The organism is Streptococcus australis, from assembly GCF_015553625.1.
Lineage (GTDB): Bacteria > Bacillota > Bacilli > Lactobacillales > Streptococcaceae > Streptococcus > Streptococcus australis_B.
On record NZ_JADNGY010000005.1, the window covers coordinates 134,672 to 147,139 of the forward strand.

Sequence of the window (12,468 nt, forward strand, 5' to 3'; positions counted from 1 at the left end):
ATTCAAAGGATTTTTCTTATAAGCTAGTCGAGTGGACTGGTTGAACTTTCTTATCTGGATAAATGTAATTAATGGCGTTATTCACTGCTGTAGGAGCTTCGCCTAAGCCGGTTGCAATTAAATCAATTTTCCCATCATAGAAGCAACAATCGCCACAAGCATAGATTCCTTCACGACTGGTCTCCTGTTTGCGATTCACGAGGATTTTATGACGTTGGAGATCCAAGCCCCATTCTTTTAATTTGCCGACTGACGATTTGAAGCCGTAGTTGACAAAGAGTTCATCGATAGGGACTAATTGGGTTTCATCTGATTTGACCTTGGTGATTTCCAGGTGGCTGGCACGGCCATTTTCTCCGATTAAGCGACTAGGAACATAAGGAGTTTGAATAGAGACAGAAGAAGCCTTTAATTCCTCAACGCTATGTTCGAGAGCTCGGAAATTATCACGACGATGGACCAGAGTTGTCGGTGCGATTTTTTCAAAGGCCAGGGCCCAATCGACTGCTGAATCTCCTCCACCTAGAATAGCAACTTGTTTGCCAGTATATTGTTGGATATTTGAAACATGGTAGTGGACGTTCTCAAATTCTTCAGCTCCATCCACTTCTAATGGACGTGGTTTGAAGGCACCACCGCCCATAGCAATAATGACAGCACGACTGAAATGTTGGTCTTTATTGGTTTCAATTAGGAAGTGATCCTCGTTTTTATGAATATCCAAAACAGTTTCATTCAAACAAATTTCAGTCTCGAATGTGTTTAATTGATTGATCAACCGTTTGGACAATTCTTCCCCTGTTAGGTTGGTAAAACCAGGGACATCCAAAATTGTCTTTTCAGGATAGAGAATAGCAGGTTGACCACCTAGTTGAGGGAGGGAATCAATCAATTTTACTTTTACTTGACGCAGATGGCCATAGAAGGCAGCAAAGAGCCCTACAGGGCCACCGCCGATAATGGTAATGTCATAGATTTCAGACATGGTATCTCCTTTGTGATGTGTAACTAATCCTATTGTATCATAATTCGGAGTTAAATAGAAAGTGGAGGATAATACAAGAATTAAAAAGGATGAATCAAGGGATTAAGATATATTTTTTAAAAATAATGTTCGGTTTATTTACAAGTGTTCGATATTCTGATAGAATAAATTATTATTATTTTTTTATAAGGAGATTATTCAAAAATGCAATTTGATTTTTGGGTTAAAGTTGCGACCGAATTTATTGCAACAGCTTTATTGATTATTTTAGGAAATGGTGCCGTTGCAAACGTTGAATTGAAGGGTACCAAAGGGCATCAAAGTGGATGGCTCGTGATTGCAATCGGGTACGGAATTGGTGTTATGATGCCAGCCTTGATGTTTGGTAATGTATCAGGAAACCATATCAACCCTGCTTTTACGATTGGACTTGCAGTTAGTGGCCTCTTCCCTTGGGAAAATGTTTTATACTACATCGTTGCTCAAGTTCTTGGAGCCATGTTTGGACAATTGGTTGTCGTTGCGACTCACCGTCCATATTACCTTCAAACTGAAAATCCAAACAATATCTTGGGAACTTTCTCAACGATTTCTAGCTTGGATAAAGGAACTCCTGAATCACGTAAAGCAGCAACCATCAATGGTTTCGTCAATGAGTTTGCAGGGTCATTCGTTCTTTTCTTTGGGGCACTTGGCTTGACAAAACACTTCTTCGGTGCTGAGGTTGCTGGTCTAGCTCAAAGAGCAGCGACTGAGCAAGGAGGGATTTTTGATGCTTCTTCAACAGCTGCAAAATTGGCTTTGTCACAAGCACATGCTCCTGGTCTAGGAATTGCTCACTTGGCACTTGGATTCCTCGTTATGGCTTTGGTGACATCACTTGGTGGTCCTACAGGACCTGGTTTGAACCCTGCACGTGACCTTGGTCCACGTTTGGTTCACGCCTTCCTTCCAAAATCTGTCTTAGGTGAACACAAGGGAGATTCAAAATGGTGGTACGCTTGGGTACCAGTTGTAGCACCAATCTTGGCTGCAATCGTTGCCATTGCTCTCTTTAACTTCCTTTATATGTAAGACTAGAACACTTTTCGTAGACATTACGGAAAGTGTTTTTTATCTTTTAATGAGGAAACAGTTTTTTCTAAAGGGAGTAGGGATGAAAGAAAAGAATTTAATAGAAGATAATCGAAGAGCTGATTATTTTAGTTTTCTATATTATTTGCATGAGAAGAAAGTGTTTCATTCGGAGTCACTGGCTGTTCTTTGTCAGTATCTAGTAGGATTGGAATCAGTTACTATCGCGCAACTAAGGGATGTGCGCTGGATAGAAACTCAAATTTTGCGTCATCTGGTCTATCATTTTGATGAGAATGATCTAAGTAAAATTAGTAATCTCCCAATGGATTATTGGGAGGAAGTAGAAGCATTTGAACAAGTAGTATCAAAACTTTATAATCGTTATGAATGAAAGGAATTCAGAAAAGAATGAATCCTCGAATAGATTTGATAAACGTTTAGAGAGTTGCCAGAGATGAATTCCTTTAACTTTTTCTTGACAATCTTTAGAATTCCGTGTAGAATAGAATAGATCTTGAACTTGAAGGGAGTGAAAAACATGTCAAAAACAGTAGTACGTAAGAATGAATCTCTTGACGATGCTCTTCGTCGTTTCAAACGCGCGGTTACTAAAGCTGGTACTCTTCAAGAAACACGCAAACGTGAATTCTATGAAAAACCTTCTGTAAAACGTAAACGTAAATCAGAAGCAGCTCGTAAACGTAAAAAATTCTAATTGAAGACAAGAACAGACCTCGGTCTGTTTTTTGTTTCTCTAGAAAAATCGAAGACAAAAAAACCGACCTTCAAATTAGAAGATCGGGTCTTTTTATCTGATTATTTGTTTGCAAGCAAGTCGCGGATCTCAGCAAGCAACTCTTCTTGAGTAGGACCAGCAACTTCTTCTTCAGCAGCTTCTTCCTTTTTACCAAGGTTTTGAGCTTTTTCAGCGGCTTTCACTACGAAGAAAAGAACAGTACCGATAACAAGGAAGTTGATAACAGCGCTCAAGAAGCTACCGTATGCAACACCGTTCCATGTCAATTCAGCAATATTTTTAACATGAGCAGCTTCCAAAGCTGGGTTCAAAATAAGTGGAGTGATGATATCGTTCACAAATGATGTTACGATAGCTCCAAATGCAGCCCCGATGATCACAGCAACAGCAAGGTCAACAACGTTCCCACGAAGGAGAAAAGCTTTCAATTCTTTTAACATATCCTAAATATGTCCTTTCATAATAAATTTTTTACAGACCATAGTATAACCAAAAAGTTTGTTGAATTCAATGATTATGCTCAAATTTTTTAAAAAAGTTGATTTAAGCAAACTGTTGATTTTAGAAACTATGGAAAGATGTGGAAAAATAGGATGAAAATCAATCTGAATGATTTACAATTGACAAAAATTAGTTTAAAATAGTTAATGATATTCTATGGTAAAATGGAGGCACTGTTTATGGTTGACAAACAACTGATTTCAGAAATTAAAAACAGTGTGAATATTGTAGATGTAATCGGAGAAGTTGTTCAATTGACAAAGGCAGGACGAAACTTTTTAGGTCTCTGCCCTTTTCATGGTGAAAAGACGCCTTCTTTTAATGTCGTCGAGGATAAACAGTTCTATCATTGTTTTGGTTGTGGCAAATCAGGCGATGTTTTTAAGTTTATCGAAGACTATCGTGGTATCTCCTTCATGGAAGCTGTTCAAATTGTTGGAGATCAGGTAGGCATTCAGGTGCAAGCTCTTGCTCCCTCTCAGTCCAGGGGACACCAAGCAGATGGGAAACAACCTTTTTATGAGATTCATCAAGAGGCTGCCAAATTCTATCATGCAATCCTGATGACGACAAAGATGGGAGAGGATGCTCGGCAATACCTTTATGATCGAGGGCTTGATGATGAGGTGCTTCGGCATTTTCAAATAGGGCTAGCACCAGCAGAAGGAAATTATCTGTATCAGAGTGTTTCTGGAAAGTTTTCAGAAAACATTATGGCCGAGTCGGGACTGTTTCATATTAGTGATATGGGAACTATGTATGATGCTTTTCAAGATCGCATTATGTTTCCCTTATCGGATGATACTGGCCGAGTTATTGCTTTTTCTGGTCGACTTTGGCGTGAACAAGCCGAAGGGACCAAGCCTCAGGGGAAATATAAGAACAGCCGTAGTACGCTCCTTTTTAACAAGAGTTATGAGTTGTACCATTTGGATAAGGCCAAGCAGGTCGCTAAGAAGAACCATGAACTTTACCTGATGGAAGGATTCATGGATGTCATTGCAGCCTACCGGGCTGGGATTGAGAATGCGGTTGCTTCCATGGGGACAGCTCTGACCCGTGAACATGTAGCCCATCTCAGCAAATTTACCAAAAAGGTTATCTTGGCCTATGATGGAGATAAAGCGGGAAGGTTAGCGACAGCAAAGGCTTTAGAGGTTCTGGAAAAACTGGAAGTAGAGGTTGTCCAGATTCCTGATCAGATGGACCCTGATGAGTATCTCAAAAAGAATTCACCGCAAGCTTTAGCAGACTTATTGGAAAAAACGCGTCTTAGCCGCATAGAATTTCTCATGGATCATTGGAAGCCAGACAATATTGAAAATTTGCAGGCGCAGATTGAATTTGTTGAGAAAATGGCTCCTTTAATTGCTCAGACGCCATCTGTAACGGCACAAAACACCTACATTTATAAATTAGCCGACCTCTTGGTTGATTTTGATTATTTGCAGGTGGAACAAACGGTTAATGCTAGTCGTCTTCAGATGCGTAGTCAGCGTCAAAATCAAGGTCCAATCCAGACACAGGCTCCAATTGCTAGTCCAACTGTTGTACAGAAGCAGTTGCCTCGCCTGGTTCGGGCTGAGAATCATCTTCTTCATCGGATGAACGCTTTTCCTTATGTTTTGAATGAATATCGTCTTCGGACAGATTTTTCATTTGATACCCCTGCCTTGCAAACCTTGTACCAACTTCTTTGCCAAAATGGAGAAGTGACATCGCAGGATTTGTCCGAGCAGACAGAGGAAGTCCAACGAGCCTGGTATCTGATGTTAGAAGAGAATTTACCGGATGAAATAGCGGAGAATGAGCTGGAAGAAGTGGAAGAAACGAGAAATCGTGAGCTTCTCCGTAAAGAAAGTCAACAAATAGGGAAAAAAGTCCGAGAAGCCTCTCACAGTGGAGATGCGGATCAGGCTTTATTGGAACTCGAGCGACTAATCGCTCAAAAAAGAAGAATGGAGTAGGAATGGCGAAAGAACAAAAAGATATCACAACTTTAGATGTCCAAATTGCAGAGTTTATTCGTAGTCATAAGAAAAGTGGTACTGCAACAGATGATGAAATCAATGATCAATTGGTCATTCCTTTTACTTTGGATGCCGATGGAATTGATGATTTGTTGCAACGGATTCAAGATGCTGGGATTTCAATCACGGATAAAGAAGGAAATCCAAGTGCGCGTGTCCTGAACAACGAAGAAGAAGAACCAGAGTTGACGGATGAGGAATTGCTTGGAAGCAACTCTGCCAAGGTCAATGACCCAGTACGGATGTACTTGAAAGAAATTGGGGTCGTTCCTCTTTTGACCAATGAAGAAGAGCAAGAATTGGCCATCTTGGTGGAACAAGGAGACTTGGAAGCCAAGCAACGTTTGGCAGAAGCCAACCTTCGTTTGGTTGTTTCCATTGCGAAGCGCTATGTTGGACGTGGGATGCAATTCTTGGACTTGATCCAAGAAGGAAATATGGGATTGATGAAGGCCGTTGATAAGTTTGACTATACCAAAGGGTTCAAGTTCTCTACTTATGCGACTTGGTGGATTCGTCAGGCTATCACGCGTGCCATTGCAGACCAAGCTCGTACCATTCGGATCCCTGTTCATATGGTAGAAACTATTAACAAGTTGGTTCGTGAGCAACGCAATCTCTTGCAAGAATTGGGACAAGATCCGACACCAGAACAAATCGCTGAGCGCATGGATATGACACCTGATAAGGTGCGTGAAATATTGAAGATTGCCCAAGAGCCTGTTTCTTTAGAAACGCCAATCGGGGAAGAAGACGATAGCCATTTGGGAGATTTTATCGAAGACGAAGTGATTGAAAATCCAGTAGACTACACCACTCGTGTGGTTCTCCGCGAACAATTGGATGAAGTCCTCGATACTCTGACAGACCGTGAAGAGAACGTCTTGCGTCTTCGTTTCGGTTTGGATGATGGAAAAATGCGGACCTTGGAAGATGTGGGGAAAGTCTTCAACGTGACCCGTGAACGGATTCGTCAGATCGAAGCCAAAGCCCTCCGCAAACTCCGCCACCCAAGCAGAAGCAAACCATTGCGTGACTTTATAGAGGATTAAAAAGGTCCGGGGGACCTTTTTAACGGCCACCAAAAAACAAGAGAGTGGCCAGGTCCGGGTGCCCTTTTCTAGAGCCCTTTGAATCTAGGGCTTGCTGTAAACAAAAAAATTCTTCCTGGGGTTGAACTGAGTGAAGAAGGAGTAAAGAATGAGTTATACGACAGAAGAAATCGAACAAATTAAAAACCGTATTCTTGAAAATCTAGAGCAAGTCATCGATCCTGAATTAGGTATAGATATTGTCAACCTTGGTTTAGTCTACGAAATTCGGTTTGATGGTGAAACTGGTGAAACAGAAATCGATATGACCCTAACCACTATGGGGTGTCCATTGGCAGACTTGCTGACGGATCAGATTTATGATGCCTTAACAGGAATGGAAGAAGTGACCAAGGTCGATGTAAAATTGGTCTGGTATCCAGCTTGGACGGTTGAAAAGATGAGCCGCTATGCGCGGATTGCATTGGGAATTAAATAAAATTGATTTAAAGGAGGGACAGATGTTCCTCTTTTTTTATGAAGATGGTTTGGATGTCAAATAGTACGAACATTCTACCTTCTTTTACGATTATATCTTGCAATCACTTCTTAGTAAGGTTATAATAGAATCATTATTAAATTAAGGAGAAGATTATGAATCAGTACCCTTTGGTCTACTTAGACCATGTTCAAAAAGTGTATGGTAAACATATTGCCTTAGGTGATGTGAGTGTCAATATTCAACCGGGTCGTATCATTGGTTTGTTAGGACCAAACGGAAGTGGGAAAACTACCATTATTAAATTAGTGAATGGGCTTTTGCAACCAACTTCTGGTAATGTCTACATCCATGGCCAAGTACCGTCTGCAAAAACCAAACAGGTCGTTTCTTATTTACCAGATACAACTTATTTGGATGAAAATATGAAGATTTCAGAAACAATCCGTTTCTTCCAAGACTTCTATAAGGATTTCAATGCTCAACGTGCTTATCAATTGTTGAATGATTTACATTTGCACCCAGAGCAAAAATTGAAACAACTCTCTAAAGGGAATAAGGAAAAAGTTCAATTAATTTTGGTCATGAGCCGTGAAGCGGATTTGTACATTCTGGATGAACCAATTGGGGGAGTAGACCCTGCTGCGCGTGATTACATTCTTAGAACCATCATTCAAAATCGTCGTCCAAACTCATCTGTATTGATTTCAACCCACTTGATTGCGGACGTTGAACAAGTCTTGGATGAAGCGCTCTTTATCAATCAAGGTCGTATTCTGTTGCATGAAAACACAACTGTTCTTCGCAACCAATACGGTAAATCGATTGATGAGATCTTCCGTGAACAATTTAGAATGTATTAGGAGGTTCTTATGTTTGGGAAATTAATGAAATATGAATTAAAAGCAACCTATAAGTGGTATCTCATTATTTCGGGTGTGCTTGCTATTCTCTCCATTTTTGCTGGTTTATTAGCTTCTAGTGTTATAACTGGGGCATCAACTTTCACAGAAAACACAGCCTTAACTATTGGGAGTATTGTTGTTTTGGTCATTTTTGCGGGCTACATTGGCTTGACCTTGACCAACTATATCATTATTATTCGTCGTTTTTATAACAATATTTTTGGTCGTGAAGGTTATTTGACCTGGACCTTGCCAACTGGATCTCATACTGTTTTACTTGTAAAAGTAACATCTGCTTTGATTTGGAGTATCTTCTGTTTTATTAGCTTGATTCTTTCTTTGCTTATTTTCTTAGGAGTGATTGGCCTCGCTCAACAACAGAATATTTTTGATTTACTTGGTCCATTGTTCGAAAAGATTGGGTCATCTCTTATTTGGCAAAGCTTGCTATTTCAAGTGTTAGCGACTATTTCAGGTATTTTAATGCTCTACTGTGCCATCTCACTGGGTCAGCTCTTCATTAACAGTCGTATCGTGATGGCCTTCGTCTTTGGATTTATCCTTTGGGTTGTACTAAGTATCATTGGAAGATTGTTCCCTTCTATATCTATTTCAGAACTTTCAAGAACTGCAACTATGTCTTCTGATACTCTTAGTGATATCTTAGTTGTTAACTTTATTCCTGCCTATATCTATGAAGTGGTGAAAATTGTAGCGATGTACTTTACCGTTCATTATGTAACAAAATTCAAATTGAACTTACAATAAGAATGAAAGAGGAAGGAATTCCTCTTTTTCTTTTGCCATTTTACCCAAAAAATGATACACTTGAGTATATCATTTTGGGGTCGTTACGGATTCGACAGGCATTATGAGGCATATTTTGCGACTCGTGTGGCGACGTAAACGCTCAGTTAAATATAACTGCAAAAAATAACACTTCTTACGCTCTAGCTGCCTAAAAACCAGCAGGCGTGACCCGATTCGGATTGCTCGCGTCTGATGACAGGTCTTAATTTTAGCGAGATACGATCAAACTTTGTCTAGCAGTTTGATAAGAGATTGATAGACTCGCAGTTCCTAGGCTTGAGTTATGTGTCGAGGAGCTGTTAAAGCAATACATAACCTATGGTTGTAGACAAATATGCTGGCAGATGTTTGGACGTGGGTTCGACTCCCACCGGCTCCATTTTTATATATGCAAACGACAAATCCTTGTCGTTTTTTATTTCTTTAAAATCTATCAAGTAATGATATCTTGTGAGCGATTCCTAAATTTTTTGTTGACAGGAGGAGCGCTTTTCCGTATAATGGATACTAGTTTGGAAGATTACTCAAGAGGCTTAAGAGGCCGTGTTGGAAACGCGGTAGGCGTGTAACAGCGTGCGTGGGTTCGAATCCCATGTCTTCCGTAAGAGAAAGGAAAGCAGATCAGTTGATCTGTTTTTTTGTTAGGCAGGATTGGCAATGGGTAAGAGTGTCTTCTTTGCCGGATTTCCTGTATAATAGAAGGAAAGAACGGATGAAAAGGAGAACAAGGTGATTACACAGCTGGACACAAAATCAGTCTACACCTTTATGGACAGTTTAGTCTCTATTCGAGACTATATTCATCGTGCCAAAGAAATGGGTTACCAACAAATTGGTCTCATGGACATCGATAATTTATATGGGGCTTACGAGTTTTTAGAAGAGTGTCAAAAAGCTGGTATGGGGGCTGTCCTAGGTCTTGATTTGGAAGTCGAGATACCGGCGGGTCCTTTGTCTATCCGTTTGGTTGCATTAGGAACCAAAGGCTACAAACACTTAATTAAAATTTCCAGCATGAAAATGATGGGGACAACAGATTGGTCAGCCTTTCAACACTTATTGGATGATATAGCCATCATCGTTCCCTATTTTGAAGGGATTGAGTATTTAGACTTAGGCCAAGACTTTGCGATTGGTGTCTTTCCGGATACTCCAGCGAAACATTTTTCTCGTCCTGTTTTCCCACTCCATACGGTCCGATATTTTTCTACGAGTGATTTGGAGAGTCTTCAGATGCTTCACGCCATTCGTAATAATTGCAGTCTGAAGGAAGTAGGAGCTATTGACACCTCTATGATGTTCCTGCCACCTGAAGAGTTGGAGCGGGCATTTTCACATAATTTTCCGGATAGTATTCCTTATCTAGAAAAGACTCTTGCTGCCGTTCATTATGAGATTGATACGCAATTAAAGCTTCCCCGTTTTAATCCAGAGAAACCTGCAGTCGAGGAATTGCGTGAGTTGGCTGAGGAGGGCTTGAGAAGCAAGGGGCTGGACCAGACGGTTTACCAAGAGCGTTTGCATCATGAATTGGCTGTCATCCATCAGATGGGCTTTGATGACTACTTCTTGATTGTCTGGGATTTATTACGCTTTGGTCGAAGTCAGGGTTACTATATGGGGATGGGACGTGGATCAGCAGTTGGTAGTCTAGTAGCCTATGCCTTGGATATTACAGGGATTGATCCAGTCAAGAACAATCTCCTCTTTGAGCGTTTTTTGAACTTAGAGCGCTATACCATGCCAGATATTGATATTGATATTCCAGATGTCTATCGTCCCAAATTTATCCAGTATGTTAAAAATCGCTACCGCAGTCCTCATGTGGCTCAAATTGTGACCTTCTCAACTTTTGGAGCGAAACAAGCCATTCGAGATGTGTTTAAGAGATTTGGAACCCCAGAGTATGAGTTAACCAACCTTACCAAGCGGATTGGCTTACGGGACACCTTAGCCTCTGCTTATGAAAAGAATTTAGCCTTCCGTCAAGCCATCCAAAGTCGTCCGGAATACCGTAAGGGTTTTGAAATTGCGAAGAGGATTGAAGGGCAACCGCGTCAGACGTCGATTCATGCGGCAGGTGTCGTCATGAGTGGAGAAGACCTCACCAATCAAATTCCGATCAAGATGGGTGAGGAGATGAATCTGACCCAATATGATGCCCATGGTGTTGAGGCAAATGGCTTGCTCAAGATGGACTTCTTAGGACTACGAAATTTAACCTTTGCTCAACGGATGCACGAAGCAGTGAAGGAAAAATATCAAAAGGATATTAAAATCGAGGATATTCCTCTAGAAGATCCAGAAACGATTGCTTTATTTGCTGCGGGTAATACCAAGGGAATCTTCCAGTTTGAGCAAGCAGGAGCTATCCGTTTATTAAGACGGGTTCAACCCAACTGTTTTGAAGAAATTGTTGCGACGACTTCTTTGAACCGGCCAGGGGCTAGTGACTATATCGATAATTTCGTCAAACGCAAGCATGGCAAAGAGAAGGTCGATATGATTGATCCTAGTTTGGAAGGGATTCTAGCACCAACTTATGGCATCATGCTCTATCAGGAACAAGTCATGCAGGTGGCCCAGACCTTTGCTGGCTTTAGTCTAGGAAAGGCCGATATTCTCAGACGGGCCATGGGGAAAAAGAACGTGGCAGAAATGCATCGGATGGAAGATGACTTTATCAAGGGGGCTGTCGCGCTTGGGCATAGTGCAGAAAAAGCCAAGAAAGTCTTTGCCATTATGGAAAAATTTGCTGGCTATGGCTTTAACCGTTCCCATGCCTATGCCTACTCAGCCTTGGCCTTCCAATTGGCTTACTTTAAAGTCCATTATCCAGATGTCTTCTTTGACATTATGCTCAACTACTCTAGCAGTGATTACTTGACCGATGCGTTGCAATTCAACTTCCAAGTGGCTCCTTTGACCATTAATACCATTCCTTATAAAGATAAGTTCCAAGCTCAGAAGATTTATCTAGGAATGAAGAATATCAAAGGTCTTCCAAAAGATCTAGCCTTTTGGATTATTGACCAACGTCCGTTTGAGAGTATTGAAGATTTTATCTTGCGCTTGCCAAGTCAGTACCACAAACTTCCTCTTTTGACGCCACTGGTAGAATTGGGCTTGTTTGACTGCTTTGAAAAGAATCGAAGAAAAGTCCTTCAGAACCTTCCTAATCTATTTGTCTTTGCGGATGAATTGGGGAGTTTGTTTGGGGAAGCCAATTATTCCTGGATGGATGCTGAGGATTATAGCAAGGCCGAGAAGTATGAAATGGAGCAGAGGGTCATTGGGGTCGGTCTGAGCCCTCATCCTTTGGTGGAAATTGTAGCTGCAAGTAGCAAACCGACTCGATCAATCGCCTCTTTAAGCGAAGGAGAACAGGCTACTATCCTGGTCGAAGTTCAATCGATCCGGACCATCCGAACCAAAAATGGAGAAAATATGGCCTTTTTACAAGTTTCCGATCTCCAAAAGAAGATGGATGTCACCCTTTTCCCAGATACTTATCGCCAGTATAGTGTAAAAATAAGAGAGAAGGGCTATTACTATCTCAAGGGGAAAGTACAATCTAGAGATGGTCGTCTCCAAATGATTTTGATGGAAGCAGAAGAAGCCACCAATCAGCGTTTTTGGATTCAATTGTTTGATCACCAGGAGGACCGGGCAGTCTTAGATATTTTAAAAGCTTATCCAGGTCCTTATCCTGTCGTTATTCGCTATGAAGAGGAGAAAAAGACCATTCAATTAAAAGGAGTTTCCGTCCAGAAAAACGAGAAGTTAGAAAATGAGCTGGCAAGTATTGCTATGAAAACGATTTATCGATAAAATCTACGGAAAATAGGAGAAATTTGAGCCTCTTTGTGTTAT

General features: G+C 40.9%; 11 protein-coding genes, 1 tRNA gene and 1 other RNA gene. 11 read left to right on the forward strand and 2 right to left on the reverse strand.

Annotated elements, in window-relative coordinates; all coding sequences use genetic code 11:
• Positions 1–16 precede the first annotated feature (16 nt).
• Entirely contained in the window at positions 17–985 is a 969-nt protein-coding gene (locus I2D56_RS05975) for an NAD(P)/FAD-dependent oxidoreductase (protein ID WP_023022783.1), read from the reverse strand.
• Between the two features lie 204 nt (positions 986–1,189).
• Here I2D56_RS05975 and gla point away from each other — a divergent pair, with 204 nt between their 5' ends.
• The 3 genes from gla (at position 1,190) to rpsU (ending at position 2,777) form a co-directional block, all read left to right on the forward strand.
• Positions 1,190–2,059: an aquaglyceroporin Gla gene (gla, locus tag I2D56_RS05980; RefSeq protein ID WP_023022785.1), complete on the forward strand. Its 870-nt coding sequence runs from the start codon at positions 1,190–1,192 to the stop codon at positions 2,057–2,059.
• Positions 2,060–2,141: 82 nt separating this feature from the next.
• Entirely contained in the window at positions 2,142–2,453 is a 312-nt protein-coding gene (locus I2D56_RS05985) for a hypothetical protein (protein WP_195348187.1), read from the forward strand.
• 147 nt (positions 2,454–2,600) lie between these two features.
• Positions 2,601–2,777, forward strand: a complete 177-nt coding sequence (rpsU, locus tag I2D56_RS05990; RefSeq protein WP_000048054.1) for a 30S ribosomal protein S21 — start codon at positions 2,601–2,603, stop codon at positions 2,775–2,777.
• Between the two features lie 101 nt (positions 2,778–2,878).
• On the opposite strand, the gene mscL is transcribed toward rpsU, so the two are convergent.
• Positions 2,879–3,259 (reverse strand): large conductance mechanosensitive channel protein MscL, encoded by a 381-nt coding sequence (gene mscL / locus I2D56_RS05995; protein WP_023022790.1) that lies wholly within the window; start codon positions 3,257–3,259, stop codon positions 2,879–2,881.
• Between the two features lie 240 nt (positions 3,260–3,499).
• On the opposite strand from mscL, the gene dnaG reads away from it, so the two are divergent.
• The 8 genes from dnaG to I2D56_RS06035 all read left to right on the forward strand — a co-directional run bounded on the left by dnaG (position 3,500) and on the right by I2D56_RS06035 (position 12,426).
• A complete protein-coding gene (dnaG, locus tag I2D56_RS06000) occupies positions 3,500–5,287 on the forward strand; it encodes a DNA primase (protein ID WP_195348188.1) in 1,788 nt (595 codons plus the stop codon).
• 2 nt (positions 5,288–5,289) lie between these two features.
• Complete coding sequence (gene rpoD, locus I2D56_RS06005) at positions 5,290–6,402, forward strand: RNA polymerase sigma factor RpoD (RefSeq protein WP_048689399.1); 1,113 nt, start codon at positions 5,290–5,292, stop codon at positions 6,400–6,402.
• Positions 6,403–6,550: 148 nt separating this feature from the next.
• Positions 6,551–6,880 carry a metal-sulfur cluster assembly factor gene (locus tag I2D56_RS06010; RefSeq protein WP_006596590.1) on the forward strand — a complete coding sequence of 110 codons (330 nt, stop codon included), beginning with the start codon at positions 6,551–6,553 and terminating at the stop codon, positions 6,878–6,880.
• 155 nt (positions 6,881–7,035) lie between these two features.
• A complete protein-coding gene (locus I2D56_RS06015; RefSeq protein WP_023022796.1) occupies positions 7,036–7,743 on the forward strand; it encodes an ABC transporter ATP-binding protein in 708 nt (235 codons plus the stop codon).
• A gap of 9 nt (positions 7,744–7,752) precedes the next feature.
• Positions 7,753–8,553: a hypothetical protein gene (locus I2D56_RS06020; protein WP_023022798.1), complete on the forward strand. Its 801-nt coding sequence runs from the start codon at positions 7,753–7,755 to the stop codon at positions 8,551–8,553.
• A gap of 76 nt (positions 8,554–8,629) precedes the next feature.
• Positions 8,630–8,977, forward strand: a transfer-messenger RNA (tmRNA) gene (ssrA, locus tag I2D56_RS06025).
• Positions 8,978–9,109: 132 nt separating this feature from the next.
• Positions 9,110–9,197 (forward strand) — tRNA-Ser (locus I2D56_RS06030).
• Positions 9,198–9,324: 127 nt separating this feature from the next.
• On the forward strand, positions 9,325–12,426 hold the full coding sequence (locus I2D56_RS06035) for a DNA polymerase III subunit alpha (protein ID WP_195348189.1): 3,102 nt from the start codon (positions 9,325–9,327) through the stop codon (positions 12,424–12,426).
• Positions 12,427–12,468: the final 42 nt, after the last annotated feature.

What these genes read in the sequence shown, in the direction of transcription:
- I2D56_RS05975 (WP_023022783.1), bottom strand. Translation starts at nt 985, where the DNA reads ATGTCTGAAATCTATGACATTACCATTATCGGCGGTGGCCCTGTAGGG.
- gla (WP_023022785.1), top strand. Translation starts at nt 1,190, where the DNA reads ATGCAATTTGATTTTTGGGTTAAAGTTGCGACCGAATTTATTGCAACA.
- I2D56_RS05985 (WP_195348187.1), top strand. Translation starts at nt 2,142, where the DNA reads ATGAAAGAAAAGAATTTAATAGAAGATAATCGAAGAGCTGATTATTTT.
- rpsU (WP_000048054.1), top strand. Translation starts at nt 2,601, where the DNA reads ATGTCAAAAACAGTAGTACGTAAGAATGAATCTCTTGACGATGCTCTT.
- mscL (WP_023022790.1), bottom strand. Translation starts at nt 3,259, where the DNA reads ATGTTAAAAGAATTGAAAGCTTTTCTCCTTCGTGGGAACGTTGTTGAC.
- dnaG (WP_195348188.1), top strand. Translation starts at nt 3,500, where the DNA reads ATGGTTGACAAACAACTGATTTCAGAAATTAAAAACAGTGTGAATATT.
- rpoD (WP_048689399.1), top strand. Translation starts at nt 5,290, where the DNA reads ATGGCGAAAGAACAAAAAGATATCACAACTTTAGATGTCCAAATTGCA.
- I2D56_RS06010 (WP_006596590.1), top strand. Translation starts at nt 6,551, where the DNA reads ATGAGTTATACGACAGAAGAAATCGAACAAATTAAAAACCGTATTCTT.
- I2D56_RS06015 (WP_023022796.1), top strand. Translation starts at nt 7,036, where the DNA reads ATGAATCAGTACCCTTTGGTCTACTTAGACCATGTTCAAAAAGTGTAT.
- I2D56_RS06020 (WP_023022798.1), top strand. Translation starts at nt 7,753, where the DNA reads ATGTTTGGGAAATTAATGAAATATGAATTAAAAGCAACCTATAAGTGG.